Below are 18,295 nucleotides of genomic sequence, written 5' to 3'. Positions count from 1 at the left end.
GGCAGTGGAAGCACTGAACGGCAAGCACGAACAACCGGTCCTGCTAGTGCTGAGGGCCCTGAAGCTGGGCGACCTGCTGGTTGCCGTGCCGGCGCTCCGAGCGCTGCGGCGTGCCTATCCGGAACACCGCCTGCTCTATGCGGCCCAGGACTGGCTGGAAGATGCGCTGGAGCTGGTGGGCGGCTACGAACTGCTCCCGACCCATGGCCTGGATGTTCCGATTCCCATCGATACTGGCACGGTGGACATAGCAGTGAACCTGCACGGCAGCGGACCCGAAAGCGAGGCCCGGCTCGCTGCCGTGCAGCCAAGGACCATCGTCGGCCACCGGACCCCCGAGCGGCCTGGCCCCGCCTGGCTGGAGGGAATCCATGAGCGCGAGCGGTGGACCAGGCTGCTGCAGTGGCACGGCATTGACGCGGAACCGGACGATTTCCGGCTGCTCCCGCCTGCCGTTTCCAGCCTCTGCCCCGGTGCCACCGTGGTGCATGTGGGGGCCGCCTACGGCAGCCGTCTGTGGCCGGAGGACCGCTTCGCCGAAGTGGCCCGCACCCTCTCGGAGGATGGCCATCAGGTGGTGTTCACCGGCAGCTCGGCGGAACGGCCGCGGGCACTGCACGTCGCACGGCTCGCCGGCCTCCCGGAAGACCAGGTCCTGGCGGGGCGGCTGCGGCTGGCCGAATTCATGGCCGCCGTCGCGGAGTCCCGGCTGGTGGTGTCAGCGGACACCGGTGCCGCGCACCTCGCCTCTGCCTATTCGCGGCCTTCGGTGGTGCTTTTCGGTCCGGCCCCGGCCGAGGTCTGGGGGCCGCCACCTGGGCCTCACATTGTGCTGACGGACGCTCAGGCGCGGCGCGGCGACACCTTCGCGGCAACCCCGGACCCGGCCCTGCTGGCGGTCACGGTGGAAGACGTACTGGCGGCCGTCGGGCAGCTCCGGCCCGTCTGATGCGCACCGGCCCTCCCGCTGCCCGCCGGGGCGCTGCCTGGCCTGGTGCTGCCCGCCCGGCAGCTGTCCGTGGTTCCGCCCCGGCCCTCTTCGTCGAGCAGCCGGCGCTGTAACCAGACCAGGATCCGGGAGAGGCGCCGGGACACCTGCATTTGGGAGATGCCGAACCGTTTGCCCAGTTCCACCTGGGTCTCCTCGCGGAAGTACCGCCGGTACAGCATTTCCCGGTCGTCAGGGTCCAACTCCTGGATCGCCTCATTGAGGCACACGAGCTCTTCGAGGTGCTCGATCGGCTGGTCCGGCGAGACAAGCCCCTCGCCCATGGCTGGTCCGCCCCACGGATCGGGGCTGTCCAGCGAGTCGGGATGCATGCTGCTGCCTGCTGCCTGGGCCTCCCGGACGTCAGCCGGGGTGACTCCCAACTCGCTGGCCAGCTCCTGCGCCGAGGGAACACGCCCCAGTGACTGGGCCAGGTCCGGGGCGGCATGAAGGAGTTGCGTCCGGACGTCCTGGACATGCCGCGGCGGCCGGACGGTCCAGCACCGGTCCCGCAGAAAGCGCTTGAGTTCGCCGTTAATAGTAGGCGCGGCATAGGCCGGGAAACTTTCGCCCTTTTCCTCATCAAAGCCGCGGGCGGCCTTGATGAGCCCCAGGTAGGCCACCTGGACAAGGTCGGAGCGCTCGCGTCCGCGGGCGACGTACCGCGAAGCGAGCGACTCTGCCAGGTCGAGGTAATTGAGTACCAGTTGATTCTGGAAGGCATCGTGCAGCCGTCCGGCCTGGGTCGCTGGCTGCGGTGCTGCGCAAGCAGGGAAGGACGCGGACAAGGAGGGCGGGGTTTCTGGCATTGTCGTGGATTCCTTCGATCGGGAGGTCGAGAAAGCCTGCGGCAAGACTTAGATGTAGGAAATCATAAGCGTGCTTATTACACAATGCCCTGAGACGCTAGGCTCGAAAGAAGCACCACGGCCACGGCCCGTCGTCGGGCGGCCGGAACATCCCACGGCAACGGACGGAGAGCATTTCATGCGTATCGCGATCACGGGCGCCAGCGGCAATGCGGGGACAGCACTCCTGCGCAGGCTCCAGGAGGCCAGGCAGGAACACCCGGGTGGACTGGAACTGGTGGGCATCAGCCGCCGCTCGCCGGACACTTCACGGCCGCCGTTCGCCGGCGTCGAGTGGCACACCCTGGACGTGGGCGGGGAGGGTGCTGTGCAGGATCTGGCCAAGGCCTTTGCCGGAGCCGACGCGGTAGTGCACCTGGCGTGGCAGATCCAGCCGAACCGGGACCTCCCTCAACTGCACCGCACGAACGTCACCGGCACTGCCAACATGCTGGCGGCTGCCCGGGAAGCAGGAGTGAAGCACGTGGTGTGCGCTTCCTCCGTGGGCGCCTACAACAAATCAGCCAAGGACCACCGCGTGGACGAATCCTGGCCTGCGGGAGGCATGGAGGGCTCACATTACAGCCGGCACAAGGCTGAGCAGGAAAAGCTGCTGGACAGGTTCGCTGCGAACAATCCGTCGGTTGCAGTGGCCAGGCTGCGCCCCGGCCTCATCTTCCAGGGCGAGGCCGGAAGCGAAATCGGCAGGTACTTCCTGGGGTGGGTCCACCCGAGGTTCATCCCGCGCCGGCCCGCGTTGCCAATATTGCCGATTCCCGAGGAACTGATCTTTCAGGCAGTGCATGCCGACGACGTCGCGGACGCGTACTGGCGCGTGCTTGAGCGCAGGGCCAGCGGCGCGTTCAATGTGGCAGCCGAGCCGGTGGTCACGCCGCAAAATCTGGCCCGGCTCTTCTCCGCCAAGAGGATCCTCCCCGTCCCGGTCCGCGCGCTGCACGCCTTCGTCGGCGCCACCTGGCGGCTTCGGCTGCAGCAGACTGACTCGGGATGGGTGGAGATGGCGGCAGGCGCGCCGGTCATGGACACCACGCGGATCCGGAACGAGCTCGGCTGGGAGCCGCAAACGCCGTCATTGGACGCCATCCGCGAAGTGATCGAGGGCATGGGCAAAGGCGCCGGCGTCCCGGCGTCGCCCCCGCTCAGGCCACGCCGCGGGCTCTTGACGCTCCTGCGCCGGCGCTAGCTCCGCCCGCTCGCTACCGCGGGCGTTGACAACGCGGGCGTCGACGGCCGGCGACGGCTACTCGCGCGGAGTGTTCCGCCTAGTGGCGTCCGTGGTGGCGTCGGCATCCGGGCGGGCATCAGCGTTGCGGGCATTATCTGCCCGTCCATCATCTGTCCGCACGTCATCTGCCCGCGAACCCATGTCGCGCGCAGCCATGTCCCGTTCACCCGTACGGGCGTCATCAGCCCGAATATCATCACGTCCCGCATCCGCCCGTGCATCGTGGCGCCGATTGCCATCATCATCCACATCCGGGTCCAGCGCATCAGCCTTGTACTGGTGCTTCTCGGCATCCGTCCGGAATTCCTGCGCGGCCGACTGCCGCTGCTCTGCCTCCTGGCGAAGCCGCGCCGCCTCGACCTGCGCCTTCTCGGCGTCGGCCTTGGCATGCATGGCCCGGGCTTCGTTTTCGCGTGCTTCAAGGTCGGCGTTCTCCGCTTTCCTGCGGATCTCTGCGGCATGCTGGCGGTTCTGCTCATCCCGCTTCTGCCGGAACGCCTCCCGGCGCTTGCGGCTGGACATCAGAAGCACCGCGATGAGCGCGATGACGACGATTACAACGACGATCCAAATCCAGGCAGTTGGGTCCATCGTGGATCCACCTCTCTCTTTTCCAGCACGTCATTTCGGGCAGAATCCGGCCGCTGGCAGCCGGCGTGACGCTGCCGGAGGGGCGGCCGTTTGAACTAGCGGCGATCAGGGTACTTACGATCTAATAGTAACCATGCTTACTATTTTATGGCGAGCGATTACCGGTGGCACTCGCCAACCCGACATGCCGGAAAGGGATCAACCATGACGGATAACCAACGGCCGCAGGGCGCCGGCGCTCCCCCGCCCAACGCGCAGGACCCCAACCCCCTGGCTTCCGGCCAACTGGCCGAAAGCCCGCAGTCGGACACCCGGACAGCGGACGATCCGCTGGGTGAGAAGCAGCTGGCCGACGATCCGATGGGGAGTGACCCGCTCACCCTGGACCGCCGCAATCCGCCCCGGTCGCCCGGATCGTAAGGGACCCGACCCCTGATGCGACCTCACAAACCACCCGCGAGCCCGAACCCCTGATAGCGGGCAGGGAACGATCCGCGACGCCGGAACACGTCCCGCCCGCGAACGAAAGGATGCCTCATGGCGACGAAAGAAGCCCCGGAAACCAGCACCGCAAAGGCCGGCAGTGCCCCCGCACCGGATGACCCGCGAAAGCCGGATAGTCCCACGGACGTGGACAAGCCGTCGTGGAAGTACATTGCCCGCAAAACCCTGCGTGAATTCACCGCGGACCAATGCCCCGACCTCGCCGCCGGGCTCACCTACTACGCCATCTTTTCGATGTTCCCCGCACTTCTCGCCCTAGTTTCCCTGCTCGGCATCTTTGGCCAAGCGGAGAAAACGACGGCGGCACTCCTGGAAATCGTCCAGGGCATCGCGCCCGGGCAGGCTGTGGAGATGATCCGCGAGCCCATCCAGGAACTGACCACCTCACCGGCAGCCGGCTTCACCTTGGTTATCGGCCTCCTGACAGCCCTCTGGTCCGCATCAGGGTATGTGACCGCGTTCGGCCGGGCCATGAACCGGATATACGAAATTGATGAAGGCCGGGGCTTCGTAAAGCTTCGCGGCACTATGCTCGCGGTGACCCTGATCTCGCTGATCATCGTTGCGCTGCTCGCCGCCATGCTGGTCATCAGCGGCCCGGTGGCAGAGGCCGTCGGCAACGTCATGGGCCTGGGCGGCGCCTTCCTGACCGTCTGGAACATCGCGAAGTGGCCGGCCATCGTCGCGCTGGTGATCGTCGTCATCGCCATCCTCTACTACGCCACCCCCAACGTCCGCCAACCAAAGATCCGCTGGATGAGCCTGGGTTCCCTCATCGCCCTGCTCATTTTTGTGCTGGCCTCTGTGGGTTTTGGGTTCTACGTGGGCAACTTCAGCAACTACAACAAGACGTACGGCGCCATCGGCGGCGTGATCGTCATGCTGCTGTGGCTCTGGATCCTGAACATGTCCCTGCTTTTTGGTGCGGAGTTCGACGCCGAGATGGAACGTGGCCGGCAGCTGCAGGCTGGCATTGAGGCCGAGGACACGCTCCAGCTTCCGCCCCGCGACACCAAGAAGAGCGACAAGCTGCAGGAGAAGGAAGAGGAAGACATCCGGCTGGGACGCGAGCTGCGCGAGAAATACAGCGGAAAGGCCAACGGCCACGAGGGCAAAGACCAAGACGGCAGCGACCGCCACAACCGGGACGCCGACCGTCGGAACGGCCATGGCGGAGCCACCGCCCGTGAAGGCAACGGCAACAGCCGCTGAACCACCCGACTCCACCCCGGGCAGCTGCCTGCCGGCAGCTGCCCGGGGGCGTTTCCGGCTTCAGCTGCTCCGGAGGGCCGCGGCCGTCTCCACGCCCAAGGCACGGAGGTATGAACCAAAACCGTGTGGTGCCCGGGCAGTGGTCCGCCCGGAAGTCAGTACACGCGTGCTGTCCGTGGCGGTGACGGCGAAGCCCCTCCGCCGTAACAGTTCCACCAGGGCACGGTCTTCCGAGGACGGCAGCGGCGGAAATCCGCCAGCCTGGAGGTACGCCGAGGCGCGCACGCCGAGATTGGCGCCGTACACATTGCCGTGCCGTTCCTCCAACGGATGTCTGAGGCGCCAGCTCCGTAGCAGCTCCGGATCCATCCCCGCGGAGTCCGGCTCCACGGAACCCAGCAACACGTCCCAGCCGGCGTCCGCGAAGTGCAACTGGCGAACAAGCCAGCTCTCTGGAACTCTGGAATCGGCGTCCGTATTTGCCAGCCAAGTGGTGTCAAGAGTGCCGCTGTCGAGGTCCCGGATGGCTGCCGCGACTCCCGCCGCCCTGCTGGCACCGGCGTTGCGGAACCGGCGGCGCAGCACTCTTACCGCCGGCTGGGACCCGGCGAAGCGGTCCGCGATCTCTGCCGAACGGTCGGTGCAATGATCGAGGACAACGGTGATTCCCACGCCCACTGAGGGTCGCCGGCGGGCCAGGGCTTCAGACGCGCTGCGGAGCGCGGAAAGGGCAGCTCCAAGGTGGCCCTCCTCGTCATGCACCGGCATCACCACCTCAACCCGGCTGATGGCTGGCCTGGATCTGTGCGGCGTCACGCGCTGGTTCCGGCGCGATCTGGTCCCGGCGCGATGAAGGTTTCCAGCACGAAGTCCCGCTCCCGGTATATGCCGGCTGACGGCCACCGCAGCTGGCTCCGTGTCATCGCGTGGACAGCGTCGCCGTCGAGCTCCCAGCCGGACACCGGATGCCTCCAATGGCAGAGCAGCAGCGTTCCGCCCGAGGTCAGGGACGCGGCGATCCGGGTGATCAGCTCCTCCAGTTCCGCGGCCGCAAGGTAGTAGCCCATCTCGGAGACCACGATCAGGTCAAAGTTGGCGGCCGGCCACTGTTCCGGCAGGGTCAGCTGCCGCGCTTCGGCGCCCGGGAACCGGGCGAGCCGTTCGGCGGCGCGTGCCACGGCAGTGCCGCTGGCGTCCACGGCCAGGAACTTACCGCAGCGCCCTGCCAGCTCCGCGCTCAGGGTGCCGATCGAGCAGCCGACTTCCATGCCGGCGTCGTACTTCTGTTCAGGGAGCGCGGCGAGCGTCAGACTGCGTTTGCGCTGCTCGTACCAGCTGTCCTGGTACTTCCATGGATCCTCGGCGCTGCGGTGCAGGGCATCAAAGACGGCCTCGGCGTCCCGGGCGCCCCGCCGTCCGGTGACCGGCGGCCGCCACGCGAAAACCTCAAAGGGCCGGGCGAAGTGCGCAAGAAACTGCTCTGACAGGAGCGCCTCGTCGCCCGGCTGGTCAGAGAGCGGCCGCAGCTGGGAGGCATGGGTGTGCAGGGCCTCGCGTTTGGTCCGCTGTTCCGCGGGGCTCAGGGGCAGCCGCACCCAGTTCCGCCACGCGGTGTCACCGGGCGTGGCCCACAGCCAGTACCAAAGGGGGTATTCGAGAAGCCCGTGGCCGCCGGCCTCGGCGGTCTCCGCAGCCACGGATCCCAGGGTGTCGTGGTCGATGTGTCCGTCTCCGCGGTACGGGGCAACAATGGCCACGGTGCGCTGCCCAATAGCGTCCGTCAGGCGTTCGGCGATGACGGCGCGGTGCTGGGCCAGCCCGCTGTCCGGCAGGTCCAGGAACTGCCAGTGGTCCGCCAGTCCGAACGCAGCCATGGCCGCCGCGAACTCCTCCCGGCGGACGGCGGCAAGCTGCTCCGGCGTCGTGGTGGGCGAATCCGGATGGGACGCCTCCCCCGCCGAACACAGCAGCACCTCAACGTGCGCACCGGCGGACGTGAGGCGGGCAAGCAGCCCTCCGGCACCAAGCGATTCGTCGTCCGGGTGGGCAACCAAAACGACGAACTCCATCCCGGCCAGCTCCGCCGCATCCAGCGGGAGTTCGCCGATCGTGTCCAGGCCGCTGGCCGCCCAGGCCGCCTCATCGGTGCCCGCATCCGCGTGCGAGAACGTCACCACGCGTGCTCCCCCTTAAGCGTGAGCACGCCCAACTGGGCGTCGTCACGCGTGGCGTGGTGCTGCCGCACGTAGAGGGACAAGTCCGCCATGCCCTTGCCGTACCGTTCGTCAAAGGCCAGGGGGCCGGGCCCCAGGTTCTGGCTCACCAGGAGCTGGACGCGTTCGACGGCGGCGGCAACAGTTCCCCGGACACGGAGCGCCTCGCTCCACCCGCCAACGGCACTGCGGTCCAGCCCGGCCCCGCCCCCGGTGCTGGGCTGGCCGTGGGCCCCGTCCATGGCGGGTTCCCGTTCCGCCCCGGCAGCGTCCACGGCGTCGGCAGCACGGGTGAGGTACTGGAGGGTAGAGGTCAGGATCCGGTCCACTTCGCCGAGGGCGGCGAGTGCCACCTGGTCCGGCTCGCGCTGGGACCTGGCACCCCGCAGGAGGGCGGCTTCGAAGTGCCGGCCCAGCGCGACGGCGCCGCCCAGCCAGCACGCTGCCACGCCCATGCCGCCCCAGGCAAAGCCGGGGCGCTGGAAGTACCAGCCGTCGCCGCCGAGCGGGACGGCCGGAACCCGGTCAAAATGGACAGTTCCGCTGGGGATCTCGCGCAGTCCGCGGCTGGTCCATTCCGGGACGTCGCACGTGACGCCGGCGGCCCTGAGATCGACGGCGAAGGCGGCCCGGCCACCGGTCTCCGTGTGTGCGGTCACCACGGCGTGGTCCACGAACTGGGCCAGAGAGCACCAGGGCTTGGAGCCGTTCAGCTGCACGCCCGCGGCTTTCCCGGTGGGTTCTGCCTCGCCGGGTCCTGCCTCGGCGGCCAGCCGCGTGCCGGGGGCCTCGGCTGCGTACACGCCCCACGATCCAGTAAAGGATTCCGGTGTTCCCGCCTGGGACAGGATGGCGCCGGCATCCAGGTGCGGTTCCATAACCCGCGCAGCAGCCACGTCCACCGCGGCCACGGATGCCAGCAGCTCCCAGAGCCGGGCTGTCCGCCCGTCACCGGGCTTCGGCGCGGAACGGCCGGCCTGCTGGGCGATGGCCAGCAGGGCAGGGACGTCCCCCACGGCCGACGCGACCCTGTCCTGTAGCTGCTCGACGTCCAGCGGAGGTTCTTCCAGGGCGGACTCGCCTTGCGACGGCGGGCTGAGGCGGATGGGCTGCCACTGGCGGTGTGGAGCGTTCATGCGGTGTCCGCTGACGAGCGGGATGGCGGGATCATGGCGCTGCTATTTCCGTTCCGGGGCGGTCACGGACGCCGAGGCCGGCATCACTTCCGCGTTCACCATCCAGGCCAGCTGCTCCAGCCGGGTGATGGCCTCGTGCAGGAGGTCCGCGCTTGTGGGATCTTCTTCATCAACCTCATCGTGGACGTCGCGGATGGTCTTGACCGTTTGTTCCAGCCTCTTGGTGATGAGCTTGGCGGTGTCCTTGGTGACGGTCAGGCCGGCAGGATACTGTTCCAGCCTGGTGCCGGACGAGACGGTGGCGCTCCGGCCGTCCGGAAGGGCATGGAGCGAGCGCATGCGCTCAGCGGTCTGGTCGGCGAGCAGCCGGGCGCTGTCCACGATCTCGTCCAGCTGCAGGTGCAGGTCGCGGAAGTTGGTGCCCACCAGGTTCCAGTGCGCCTGCTTGCCCTGAACGTGCAGCTCGATCAGGTCGGTGAGGACCTTCTGCAGATTGCTGGCCAGAGTGTCGGATGCTTTCATTGTCTTCCTCCGCTGCGGTCACCGATGCGTTCCATGCCTGGCCGGCCGGGCAGCCGGCAAGGATGATTCCCAGCATACTTATCTTTTTGGCCGGGGTCTTTTTGGCGCGGGCGTGTGCATTAGCGGCCGGAGGGCCACAGCACCGTTGCCTGCAGCGATTCCAGCGGAACGCTCCCATAGGTGCGTGAATCGATGGAGCCCGCCCGGTTGTCCCCCAGGACGAAGACGTGCCCGGCCGGCACCGTGACCGGACCAAAGTAGGTGCCGTCGATGCGGCTGTGGTCGATGCCCGGCTCGGCCTGTGCGATCCCGTCCACCACCAGCACCGAATCCTCGATGGCGACGGTCTGGCCCCCGAAGGCAATGGCCCGCTTCACGGCAGGGTTGCCGTCCTCCGGGCTCGTGAACACCACCAGGTCTCCGGTCCTGAGGGACCCCAACGCTGGGCCCGGCTTGAACATCAGCACCGTGCTGCCCCTGGGCAGTGCCGGTTCCATGCTTTCCGAGCTGACCGTCACCGGCTCCACCAGCCACAGGCGGGCGGCGAGCAGACCGGCGGCCAGCAGCACCGCCGTCGTGATTGTCCTCCCCCGAAAACCCTGCCGGGCGGACCCGGCAGGGTTTTCGGTAATGGTTCTGCTGTCCGGGCCGGTCCTGGACTTTGGATCGGCCCGGTGCGCCGCTAGCCGTCCCACTGGGGCAGCGCCGCCGTCATGGGGTCGTTGGGATCGCTGTCATCTTCCTTCAGCCCCACCCGGAACTGAACCATCATGTCGTGGTCCTCGTGGGGCAGGTTGTGGCAGTGCACCATGTAGCGGCCGCGGTGCGGACCGAACTTCATGAGCAGCCGGACCGTCTCCCCCTCACCCACGTAGACAACATCCTTGGGACCGAGCTCATGGGGAAAAGGTGCCCGGCCGTTGCGGCTCAGGACCTTGAAATCCACGAGGTGGATGTGCACGGGGTGGAACCAGCCGCCGGACCGGTTCTCGATCTCCCACACCTCGACGGCGTCCAGGTCCACCTCCGCGGCGACCTTCTTGTAGCCGCTGGCAATGACGTCCTGCCAGCTGTCGTCGTCGATGGTCCAGATGTTGGTGACGTCATTCCGCTTGACCCGGAACTTGCGGACCTTCGTGGCCTGCTTCTCGGTCATGGTCATGACCTCATTGGTGGGCGCCAGCTGCGTGGGCACCGTGTTCCAGGTCGGGTCGCCGGTGTTGACCGGTTCATCCGTAACGTCGAAGGCCATCACCTTGCTGGTGAAGTCGTAGTCAACGTTGTTGGGGTTGGACAGGTTGCGCAGCTCGATCCGCTGGCCGGCTTTGTACTTCCGGAAATCGATGAGCACCTCGTACCGTTCTGCCCCGGCATGGCGGTAGTTGGCCACCTTTTGCGGTGTGGGGACCAGGCCGCCGTCGGTACCAACGATGATCAGCGGATCCCCGGTGCTCAGCGTCAGCCTGACGGAGCGGGAAATGCTGCAGTTCAGGACCCGGAAGCGGTAGATGCGCTTCTGCACCTTCATCACCGGCCACGGCTTGCCATTGACCAGGATGACATCCCCCCAGAGTCCGGAGTGGGTATTGTCGTCGTAGCCCAGGGCGCCGTTCGCGGCGAACATCGCGTCGGAAATAATGAGAGGCACGTCGAATGCGCCTTGCGGAAGCAGCTGGCGTTCCAGCGGATCGTGCAGGTGGTACTGGGCTGCCAGGCCGGAGTAGGCGTTTTGTGCCGTGAAGTGCACCCCGTGGTCGTGGTACCACAGCGTGCGGGCGGGCTGGAAGTTCGGGTAGTGGTAGTCCTTGAAAAACCCGGTCTGGGTGACGTCACTGGCATACCCGTCGAACTGCGGCAGCGAGGCGGAACCGTGCAGGTGTGTGGACGTGGAAAGCACGTGGCCATCGTTCGGGTGTGTTGCGGGAAGCCGGTTCCGGACCCGGACCACCGCCTTGGTGCCCTGGTCCAGGCTGATCGTGGGGCCGGGGAAAATCCCGTTGTAGCCCAAAATAGGTGTCTGAAGCCGCGGCAGGATGGATGCCATGGCTGCCTTCTCGGTCACGGTGTAGTAGTTAACTGGCTTGCCGTCGGCCGGGTCCACCTCCACCTTGTCCGGGGCCAGCACCGGCGGCATCACGAACGCCGACTGGAACGGTTTGGGCATCTCTGCGCCGCTGAGCCTGCTGGCGGATTTGGCCTCCACTTCGCCGTGCGGGAGCGAAACAACGCCGGCTCCAACAACGCCGAGGCCACCCAGTAACAGGACATTTCGTCTGGACACGGTCATAACCGGGCCTCCTTTCGATTCGGATGGTTCGAGACCGGTTGGGATAGTTCGAGGATGTCGCGGCGTACTTGGAAAAAGCCGGACCGGGCTGGGAAGGGGTGGGGGTCGCCGGAGGGCGCCCCCAATTGGGCCCCCTCAAATCGATGGTCTAATTCCGTTTCACCGGCCGGAGTCCGCACGATTTCCGGACCGTATCCCTTGGCATACGCGAACATGGGGCAGCGCAGCCCCCCGAATTCACCGGTTTTATACGACCTTTATCCAAGGTGCTGCGTCCAGTGTTGACGCAGTTGGGAACGCATCTCCCGGCTTGGCCTTGAAGGTACTGGGGGCCACAAATCGAGTGTCCATAAGGAGTTACCATGTCCTCGCATTCCGCGATGAGGCCCATGATGCCCGACGGAGCCAAGCGCTCCCGGCCAGCGCACCGCAAGGCCTCCATTACGGCCGGCCGTATTGCCCCGGCTGTCGCCGGCGCCCTGCTCGCCGCCGCGTTGTCGCCCCTCGGCGCTGTCCCGGCTAACGCCGAAACGGCCGGGATGGGCCCGGTCGACCCCGCAAACGGGTTCCCCACCTGGTTTTCGGACGGCACGGTCAGGCTGCAGCTCTGCTACCAGGCGGGGCAGGGTTGCCTCGTCGAGCCGCCGAACCCCGATCAGCCGGCGTCCTACCCGGACAACTTCCCCGACGAAGCCTTCTGGTTCGCCGCTGAAGCGTCCGGCGGCAACCTTGGCCTCTACGAAGCGGCCCTCGAAGCAGCGCATGCCAACGAGGCCGTGATCGACGGCGACCAGATGGGCTTCGCCCGGCTCCGGTTCCGCCTGGACGGCCTCGTGGCCGGGCAGTCGTACACCATCACCCACCCGTACGGCATCCACACATTCACGGCAGACGCCGATGGTGTCATCAACGAGACCCTGGACCAGGGCGCCTGCGCCCCCACCCCCGACGCCGCGTGCAACTGGGCCGGCGTCGGAGCCGCCTTCCTCGGCGACTTCGGCAGGGGGACCACCGCGACCTTCCTCCGCCAGGTGGGCGCTGCGGCCGGCACCCTGGGCGACATCAACACCGCACGGACTGTCACCGGCGCCCCCTCGGGCAACAACTTCGTGAACGTCGTCGGACCGAACGCCGGCGGGCCGGGCGTGAACACCCTCACGGTGAACACCTTCACGGTCCAGGGCCTGCTCGCGACGGACTCCGTTGGGGGTCCCAATACGCCTGACCTGCCTGCTGCCAGCGACAGCGGCCGCTCCAGCTCCGACAACATCACGAGGGTCAACGCGCCTACCATCACGGGCACGCTGCCCGCGGGAACCGCGGGCCCGGTTCAGCTCGTTGTCGACGGCGGCGCTCCCCGGGCCGCCACCGTTACCGGTTCTACCTACTCCCTGAAACTGCCCACGCTGGCGAACGGCCCCCACTCTGTGCAGGCTGTTGCCGGCGGACTGACCTCCGGGACCCTCAGGTTCACCGTGGACACGGTCGCGCCGCCGGTTTCGATCGTGTCACCGTTCCCGTCCTCGCCCAGCCTGGACAACTCCCCGACCCTGAGCTTCACGAGCAGTGATACGGGTGCGCGGTTCGAATGCCAGCTCCAGCCCACGAACGTGGTCTGGGATCCCACCTGCGCCTCACCGAAGACGTGGGACGCACAGGTCAGCGGCACGTACAACTTCCTCGTCCGTGCCACGGACGCCGCCGGCAACGTCAGCCCGCTGGCGAGCCGCACCGTGCAGATCGGCACCACTGTCACCGCTCCGTACCGCAAGGTGCAGGACTTCAACGGTGACGGCCGGGCCGACATCGTTTCCCGCGACTCCACCGGAACCCTGTGGCTCTACCGCGGCAACGGCACCGGCGGCTTCCAGACCCGGACCAAGGTCGGAACCGGCTGGAACTCGATGAACTCGATCATCAGCAGCGGCGACTTCAACAACGACCGCAAGGCCGACGTCATCGCCAGGTCCTCCACCGGCCTGCTGTACCTCTACAAGGGCAATGGACTCGGCGGCTTCTCCAGCCGCAGCCAGATCGGTTCCGGCTGGAACTCCTTCACCGCCATCACCGCCGGGGGCGACTACAACGGCGACCGCAAGGCCGACCTTGTGGCCCGCGACAGTGCCGGCAGGCTCTACGCCTACCTCGGCGTCGGCAACGGCGGCCTCTCCGGACGGATCCAGATCGGCAGCAGCTGGAACACCCAGAACACCATCCTGGGCACCGACTTCAACGGCGACGCCAAGCCCGATATCGTCTCCCGGGACGCTGCCGGCAGCCTGTGGCTCTACCGTGGCGACGGCGCCGGCGGGTTCCTCGCCCGGGTCCAGATCGGCGCCGGCTGGGGCGGCCTGAGCTCCCTGGCGACCCCCGGTGACCTGAGCGGTGACGGCAGGGCGGACATCACTGCCCGTGATTCGAGGGGAACCCTCCTTCTTTACCGCGGCAACGGCAGCACCCTCGTCAGCAAGTCCACAGCCGGCACCGGCTGGAACTCGATGAGTTCGATCCAGTAGCTCACCGGCTCCTGGAAGGAAGAGCACCCAGCAAAAAGAGCACCGCCCGCGTACAGCCAGTACGCGGGCGGTGCTTCGCTGTGGGGCGGTTAACGACGACGCGGGGTTAACGCACAACGGCCAGCGCGAAGCCGTCCCAGCCTTTGGACCCCACGGTCTGGATGACGGTGGCGTCCAGCCGGCTGTCCTCCCCCATCATCTTCAGCGCGCCGATGATTCCCGGGGCGTTGACCTCATCGATCGAGGGGTCCAGCGCCACACCCTCCCATACGACGTTGTCCATCACGATGCTGGTTCCGGCCCTGCCCAGCCGCACTGCCCATTCCAGGTACTGCGGGTTGCTTTCCTTGTCTGCGTCGATGAAGACGAAGTCGAACGGAGCCGCACCTTCGGCTTCGAGGGCGGCCAGCGTGTCCAGCGCCGCACCCGTCCGGATCTCCACCTTGTGGCCGACGCCCGCCGCGTCCACGTTTGCCCGGGCAACATCGGCATGCTTCTGGAGGTATTCGCACGTCACCAGCCGCCCGTCGTCGGGCATTCCCTGGGCCATCCAGATGGTGCTGAAGCCAGCCAGCGTGCCGATCTCCAGCACCCTGCGGGCGCCGGACGCCCGCACCAGCAGCTTCAAAAGCTTTCCGGCGTTCGGGGTCACCTCGATCGGCGGCATCCCGGCCTCTTCGGCGGAGCGGACGGCGCGCTGGACGGAATCGTCGGGGTGGACGACGACGTCGGACAAGTACTCTTCTACGGCCGTCCACTCGGGCCGCGGCTTGTGCTCAAACATGCGCACAGTCTTACAGCAAGCGCCCGGCCCGGCTAGGCTGCGGCAGTCAGTAGCCTCAGGCTTGGGGACCGTTCAAGGCACCTTCCAGGCGCTCCACTTTGGCCGTGAGTTCGCCGGAATAGCCGGGCCGGATGTCGGCCTTGATCACCAGGGACACCCTGCTGCCGAATTTCCCCACCGCCTCCGTGGCACGCTTTACGACGTCGAACACCTCGTCCCACTCGCCCTCGATGGTGGTGAACATGGAGTCCGTCTGATTGGGCAGCCCGGATTCCCTGACGATCTTGACAGCGGCAGCCACGGCGTCGTGCACCGAGGCATCGCCGTTCCCCGCCGCAGCGTAGGCAGTATCAGCGGGAATTCCGGAAGGGGCGACAGAAAAGGCAAGCAACATGGGTCCAGTCTGACACGGAGGAATCTGCCGCCCGGAAACGTGTGCTGCGTCATATTCGGCGCTACCAACCGGTAACGGAGTCAGGCTGACACAGCGTTGCTAACCTTGGTTCCATGAACCTCGCAGTAGAGCGCAAGCCACTTCGTGCTGACGCTGCACGCAACGTGGACAAGATCATTAATGCCGCCCGCGAGTGTTTCCGGCAGTATGGCCCGGATGTTCCGTTGCAGACCATTGCCGCCACCGCGGGAGTGGGGCCGGCAACACTGTTCCGTAATTTCTCGGACAAGGAGCAGCTCGTCCTGGCTGCCCTGAACCGACAGCTCCGCCTCCACGTGGACCCTGTTATCGACGTCGCCCTTGCCGGCACCGATGCCGCCGACGGCCTGTTCCGGGTCATTGACGCCGTGATGAGCGCAGCCAGCGACAACGCCAACCTGCTCGGTGCCGTAGCCGGCCGGCGGGACTTGCTGACCGGAATCACCGGGAGCCTGATCGAGTCCGTTGGCGTACTCCTTGACCGCGGCCAGGACCAGGGCACCCTGCGGGTGGACATCTCACTCACGGACATGGTGCGGCTCCTGGCAATGCTGATCGGAGTGGTCGACACCATGGAGCCGGGTTCGGACGCCTGGCGCCGCCCGGCTGCCCTTGTCGAGGACGCCATCCGCGCGGAACGGCCCACCAGGCCGCTGCCTGCCCAGGTGCCGCTCCCGTCATCACAGTTTGAGTAGCAACTGGTGTGGCGGCCTCGGAAACCCGGGCCGGCATATTCCGCACACAGTGCTTGCACAGTAAGCTAGGCACACCAGTGGGTTAGGCAGCCAGCCTCGGGCATTCCAAATACGGAGCACATCATGTCATTCTTTTCATGTGTTCATCTGAAACCGGCCGTGGCACCATGAACCGCTCACAGCTTGCCCAGTTCATGAAACACGCGCCGGACCCTGAAGCTACCCTGATGGCAGCCTCCACCGACGAGCTCGCCATCATCGTGGACGCACTCTACCGGAACCTCGATACCCCGACGCCAGTGTTCGGCGCCCAGGACTGGTACGATCTCGCCACCGAAGAGCTCGCCAGACGGTCCGAGCCAGCTTCCCCTGACGCCTACGGCGCCGCCTGAGTCCGGCCCGACCAAGCCCAACCCCGCGCCTCAGGGCCCCTGGGGCTTCGGGTTCATCTGGGCGGTTCCGGCCGGGTGGCCGTGGCGTGCAGGGCCGCAGCCAGGCATTCGCTCATGGCTTGGAGTGCGATCAGTTGCGCTTCCCGCACCTGCGGTTTGGGAGCGTTGATGCAGATCGATTCATCCGCAGCCTGGGCCAGCGGGTTGGGCGCCGCCCCCGTCACCGCCCAGACGGTGGCTCCGGCTGCCCGCGCCGCGGTCGCGGCCTCCAGCAGGGCATGCCGGTGCCCGCTGGCGGAGACTACCAGGAGGACATCGCCGGAACGGATGTGCGCCCTCACCCCGACGGCAGCCTCTTCGGCGTGGCCCTGCGCGATTTCGATGGCACTGACCGGCGCAGCGCTGGCTGCCACCCCTGGCCGAAGGGCAATGACGGAGAATGGCCGGCGCTCACCGGCGTGGCGCCCCAGCAGTTCCGCGGTGAACTGCTGCACTTCGGCCGCCGAACCGGCGCTTCCCGCCGTGAGCAGGCGGTTTCCGGACAGCAGGCGGCGGGCCAGTTCCTCTCCCCAGCCAGCCAAGCGCGAGGATTCGTTCCGCAGGGAGGCCAGTGCGGGGCCCACCTGGCGCAGGTGCTCGAGGACGATATCCACCGGGGCTTTCACTTCGAACTGCGCGTCGGTGGCGCGGGTACGCGACAGTCTGCTGACGGCCTTCATTTTTTGATGCTCCTCTTAGCTACTTCGAGCATACAACGGATGTGATTCACGTCACTCAAAATGCCGCGTCGGCCTGGCTGATGTGCCAGCCGGCTCAGTTCCAGCCGGCCAGCCGGAGCAGGGCCGCAGCTCCCGCACCTGCCAGCACAACCACCAGGAAGGGCGCCCGGAGGAACAGGGCTGCAGCGGCGGCCGCCAACGCGCCCAGCCGGGCATCGAGTACCAGCGCCTGCCCGCTGGCCAGGGTGTTGACGATCGTCAGGGATGCCAGCAACCCGATGGTCATGGTTCCGGCCATCCGGGACATCCTGGGGTTCTGCAGCAGGCTGTCCGGAAGCAGGTAGCCCACCAGCTTCCACGCGTAGGCGAAGAGGCAGGAAAGCAGCAGCCACACCCACAGACTCATTTGGCTCCTCCGGGGTTGGTCCCGTTGCCCTTGTACTGTCCGGCGCCCGGGTGATGGCCGGGGTGCCGCTCCGTATAGGGATCGATGTCCGGTTCAAGCCCTTCGTCCTGGCGGCCATGGCTGAGCCAGCCGATGACGGCGGCCACCACGGCGGCAATCAGGATGGGGACACCCGCCGGGACGAACGGCACCGCCAGCACCGTGGCCAGGGCGCAGACAACGGCGATTGCCACCGGCTCCCGGCCCTTGAGCCGCGGCCACAGCAGACCGAGGAACGCCGCGACGGCTGCGCCGTCGAGCCCCCACTGTTTCGGGTCTCCCAGCGCACCTCCGGCCAGCGCGCCAACCGCGGTGAAGACGTTCCAGAGGACAAAGATCCCGATGCCGGCGGCCCAGAATCCGCGCCTCTGCTCGTCCGGGTCGGACTGCCCGGTACTGGTGGCGGTGGACTCGTCAATGGTGACGTGTGCGGCGGCAAACCGGCGCCACCCCCGCGGCTGCAGCAGTGCGTTCAGCTGCATGCCGTAGATGCCGTTGCGCATGCCCAGGAGAGTTGCCGCGCCCATAGCGGCCACCCCTGATCCGCCGCCCGCCACCACGCCGATGAACGCAAACTGGGAGCCGCCGCTGAACAGCAGCAGGCTCAGTGCCATGGTCTGCCAGAAGTCCAGGCCCGAGGTCACGGAGAGGGCCCCGAAGGATACCCCGTACAGGCCGGTGGCGACGCTGATGGAAAAGCCAACACGGACCGCAGGGGAACGCAGGAGTTTCGGGGGCCAGGTGATGGGCATGCCACCACTCAA

20 protein-coding genes are annotated in these 18,295 nt (G+C 67.1%); 7 read left to right on the top strand and 13 right to left on the bottom strand.

The features are described 5' to 3' along the window. The first annotated feature begins 4 nt into the window (after nt 1-4). Nucleotides 5-949 (top strand): glycosyltransferase family 9 protein, encoded by a 945-nt coding sequence (locus ABRP34_RS16955; RefSeq protein ID WP_353711084.1) that lies wholly within the window; start codon nt 5-7, stop codon nt 947-949. Here ABRP34_RS16955 and ABRP34_RS16950 read toward each other — a convergent pair. Next, nucleotides 844-1,797 (bottom strand): sigma-70 family RNA polymerase sigma factor, encoded by a 954-nt coding sequence (locus tag ABRP34_RS16950; protein ID WP_353711083.1) that lies wholly within the window; start codon nt 1,795-1,797, stop codon nt 844-846. The genes ABRP34_RS16955 and ABRP34_RS16950 overlap by 106 nt on opposite strands. Nucleotides 1,798-1,975: 178 nt before the next feature. On the opposite strand from ABRP34_RS16950, the gene ABRP34_RS16945 reads away from it, so the two are divergent. After that, nucleotides 1,976-3,040, top strand: a complete 1,065-nt coding sequence (locus tag ABRP34_RS16945; protein WP_353711082.1) for an NAD-dependent epimerase/dehydratase family protein — start codon at nt 1,976-1,978, stop codon at nt 3,038-3,040. Between the two features lie 57 nt (nt 3,041-3,097). Here ABRP34_RS16945 and ABRP34_RS16940 read toward each other — a convergent pair whose 3' ends face one another. Next, nucleotides 3,098-3,673 carry a hypothetical protein gene (locus ABRP34_RS16940; RefSeq protein ID WP_003799216.1) on the bottom strand — a complete coding sequence of 192 codons (576 nt, stop codon included), beginning with the start codon at nt 3,671-3,673 and terminating at the stop codon, nt 3,098-3,100. A gap of 204 nt (nt 3,674-3,877) precedes the next feature. Between ABRP34_RS16940 and ABRP34_RS16935 the strand changes: the two genes are divergently transcribed. Beyond that, a complete protein-coding gene (locus ABRP34_RS16935) occupies nt 3,878-4,093 on the top strand; it encodes a hypothetical protein (RefSeq protein WP_353711081.1) in 216 nt (71 codons plus the stop codon). Between the two features lie 117 nt (nt 4,094-4,210). Next, nucleotides 4,211-5,389, top strand: a complete 1,179-nt coding sequence (locus ABRP34_RS16930; RefSeq protein WP_353711080.1) for a YihY/virulence factor BrkB family protein — start codon at nt 4,211-4,213, stop codon at nt 5,387-5,389. Between the two features lie 60 nt (nt 5,390-5,449). Here the strand turns inward: ABRP34_RS16930 and ABRP34_RS16925 are convergent, their stop codons facing one another. The 6 genes from ABRP34_RS16925 to ABRP34_RS16900 all read right to left on the bottom strand — a co-directional run bounded on the left by ABRP34_RS16925 (nt 5,450) and on the right by ABRP34_RS16900 (nt 11,547). Then, nucleotides 5,450-6,205 carry a glycosyltransferase family 2 protein gene (locus ABRP34_RS16925; protein ID WP_353711079.1) on the bottom strand — a complete coding sequence of 252 codons (756 nt, stop codon included), beginning with the start codon at nt 6,203-6,205 and terminating at the stop codon, nt 5,450-5,452. Further along, complete coding sequence (locus ABRP34_RS16920) at nt 6,202-7,566, bottom strand: bifunctional PIG-L family deacetylase/class I SAM-dependent methyltransferase (RefSeq protein ID WP_353711078.1); 1,365 nt, start codon at nt 7,564-7,566, stop codon at nt 6,202-6,204. Before ABRP34_RS16920 ends, ABRP34_RS16925 begins: the two co-directional genes overlap by 4 nt. Next, nucleotides 7,560-8,738: an acyl-CoA dehydrogenase family protein gene (locus tag ABRP34_RS16915; RefSeq protein WP_353711077.1), complete on the bottom strand. Its 1,179-nt coding sequence runs from the start codon at nt 8,736-8,738 to the stop codon at nt 7,560-7,562. Before ABRP34_RS16915 ends, ABRP34_RS16920 begins: the two co-directional genes overlap by 7 nt. Nucleotides 8,739-8,780: 42 nt before the next feature. After that, a complete protein-coding gene (locus tag ABRP34_RS16910; protein WP_307099345.1) occupies nt 8,781-9,260 on the bottom strand; it encodes a DNA starvation/stationary phase protection protein in 480 nt (159 codons plus the stop codon). A 119-nt stretch (nt 9,261-9,379) separates the two neighbouring features. Beyond that, entirely contained in the window at nt 9,380-9,829 is a 450-nt protein-coding gene (lepB, locus tag ABRP34_RS16905) for a signal peptidase I (RefSeq protein ID WP_003799229.1), read from the bottom strand. A gap of 113 nt (nt 9,830-9,942) precedes the next feature. Beyond that, entirely contained in the window at nt 9,943-11,547 is a 1,605-nt protein-coding gene (locus tag ABRP34_RS16900; RefSeq protein ID WP_353711076.1) for a multicopper oxidase domain-containing protein, read from the bottom strand. Nucleotides 11,548-11,909: 362 nt separating this feature from the next. On the opposite strand from ABRP34_RS16900, the gene ABRP34_RS16895 reads away from it, so the two are divergent. Further along, complete coding sequence (locus ABRP34_RS16895) at nt 11,910-14,063, top strand: FG-GAP-like repeat-containing protein (protein ID WP_353711075.1); 2,154 nt, start codon at nt 11,910-11,912, stop codon at nt 14,061-14,063. Between the two features lie 106 nt (nt 14,064-14,169). Here the strand turns inward: ABRP34_RS16895 and ABRP34_RS16890 are convergent, their stop codons facing one another. Then, the gene (locus tag ABRP34_RS16890) at nt 14,170-14,847 is read right to left on the bottom strand and encodes an O-methyltransferase (protein WP_353711074.1); all 678 of its coding nucleotides are present in this window, start codon (nt 14,845-14,847) and stop codon (nt 14,170-14,172) included. Between the two features lie 55 nt (nt 14,848-14,902). After that, complete coding sequence (locus ABRP34_RS16885; RefSeq protein ID WP_353711073.1) at nt 14,903-15,241, bottom strand: thiamine-binding protein; 339 nt, start codon at nt 15,239-15,241, stop codon at nt 14,903-14,905. 113 nt (nt 15,242-15,354) lie between these two features. Between ABRP34_RS16885 and ABRP34_RS16880 the strand changes: the two genes are divergently transcribed. Then, nucleotides 15,355-15,975, top strand: a complete 621-nt coding sequence (locus ABRP34_RS16880; RefSeq protein ID WP_353711072.1) for a TetR/AcrR family transcriptional regulator — start codon at nt 15,355-15,357, stop codon at nt 15,973-15,975. Between the two features lie 167 nt (nt 15,976-16,142). After that, on the top strand, nt 16,143-16,367 hold the full coding sequence (locus ABRP34_RS16875) for a hypothetical protein (RefSeq protein ID WP_003799243.1): 225 nt from the start codon (nt 16,143-16,145) through the stop codon (nt 16,365-16,367). A 53-nt stretch (nt 16,368-16,420) separates the two neighbouring features. On the opposite strand, the gene ABRP34_RS16870 is transcribed toward ABRP34_RS16875, so the two are convergent. The 3 genes from ABRP34_RS16870 to ABRP34_RS16860 all read right to left on the bottom strand — a co-directional run bounded on the left by ABRP34_RS16870 (nt 16,421) and on the right by ABRP34_RS16860 (nt 18,283). Next, a complete protein-coding gene (locus ABRP34_RS16870; RefSeq protein WP_353711071.1) occupies nt 16,421-17,086 on the bottom strand; it encodes an SIS domain-containing protein in 666 nt (221 codons plus the stop codon). Nucleotides 17,087-17,180: 94 nt separating this feature from the next. Next, nucleotides 17,181-17,492, bottom strand: a complete 312-nt coding sequence (locus tag ABRP34_RS16865; protein WP_003799246.1) for an AzlD domain-containing protein — start codon at nt 17,490-17,492, stop codon at nt 17,181-17,183. Then, the gene (locus ABRP34_RS16860) at nt 17,489-18,283 is read right to left on the bottom strand and encodes an AzlC family ABC transporter permease (protein ID WP_353711070.1); all 795 of its coding nucleotides are present in this window, start codon (nt 18,281-18,283) and stop codon (nt 17,489-17,491) included. Before ABRP34_RS16860 ends, ABRP34_RS16865 begins: the two co-directional genes overlap by 4 nt. Between the last annotated feature and the right edge of the window lie 12 nt (nt 18,284-18,295).

This window comes from Arthrobacter sp. K5 (assembly GCF_040448525.1).
Classification (GTDB): domain Bacteria; phylum Actinomycetota; class Actinomycetes; order Actinomycetales; family Micrococcaceae; genus Arthrobacter; species Arthrobacter globiformis.
This window is presented reverse-complemented; position numbering and strand designations above follow the sequence as displayed.

Bases quoted from the DNA above. Each gene is read 5' to 3' on its own strand.
- ABRP34_RS16900 (WP_353711076.1), bottom strand. From the start codon at position 11,547: ATGACCGTGTCCAGACGAAATGTCCTGTTACTGGGTGGCCTCGGCGTT.
- ABRP34_RS16885 (WP_353711073.1), bottom strand. From the start codon at position 15,241: ATGTTGCTTGCCTTTTCTGTCGCCCCTTCCGGAATTCCCGCTGATACT.
- ABRP34_RS16940 (WP_003799216.1), bottom strand. From the start codon at position 3,673: ATGGACCCAACTGCCTGGATTTGGATCGTCGTTGTAATCGTCGTCATC.
- ABRP34_RS16935 (WP_353711081.1), top strand. From the start codon at position 3,878: ATGACGGATAACCAACGGCCGCAGGGCGCCGGCGCTCCCCCGCCCAAC.
- ABRP34_RS16875 (WP_003799243.1), top strand. From the start codon at position 16,143: ATGAACCGCTCACAGCTTGCCCAGTTCATGAAACACGCGCCGGACCCT.
- ABRP34_RS16860 (WP_353711070.1), bottom strand. From the start codon at position 18,283: ATGCCCATCACCTGGCCCCCGAAACTCCTGCGTTCCCCTGCGGTCCGT.
- ABRP34_RS16930 (WP_353711080.1), top strand. From the start codon at position 4,211: ATGGCGACGAAAGAAGCCCCGGAAACCAGCACCGCAAAGGCCGGCAGT.
- ABRP34_RS16950 (WP_353711083.1), bottom strand. From the start codon at position 1,797: ATGCCAGAAACCCCGCCCTCCTTGTCCGCGTCCTTCCCTGCTTGCGCA.
- ABRP34_RS16880 (WP_353711072.1), top strand. From the start codon at position 15,355: ATGAACCTCGCAGTAGAGCGCAAGCCACTTCGTGCTGACGCTGCACGC.
- ABRP34_RS16865 (WP_003799246.1), bottom strand. From the start codon at position 17,492: ATGAGTCTGTGGGTGTGGCTGCTGCTTTCCTGCCTCTTCGCCTACGCG.
- ABRP34_RS16945 (WP_353711082.1), top strand. From the start codon at position 1,976: ATGCGTATCGCGATCACGGGCGCCAGCGGCAATGCGGGGACAGCACTC.
- ABRP34_RS16890 (WP_353711074.1), bottom strand. From the start codon at position 14,847: ATGTTTGAGCACAAGCCGCGGCCCGAGTGGACGGCCGTAGAAGAGTAC.
- ABRP34_RS16915 (WP_353711077.1), bottom strand. From the start codon at position 8,738: ATGAACGCTCCACACCGCCAGTGGCAGCCCATCCGCCTCAGCCCGCCG.
- ABRP34_RS16910 (WP_307099345.1), bottom strand. From the start codon at position 9,260: ATGAAAGCATCCGACACTCTGGCCAGCAATCTGCAGAAGGTCCTCACC.
- ABRP34_RS16870 (WP_353711071.1), bottom strand. From the start codon at position 17,086: ATGAAGGCCGTCAGCAGACTGTCGCGTACCCGCGCCACCGACGCGCAG.
- ABRP34_RS16895 (WP_353711075.1), top strand. From the start codon at position 11,910: ATGTCCTCGCATTCCGCGATGAGGCCCATGATGCCCGACGGAGCCAAG.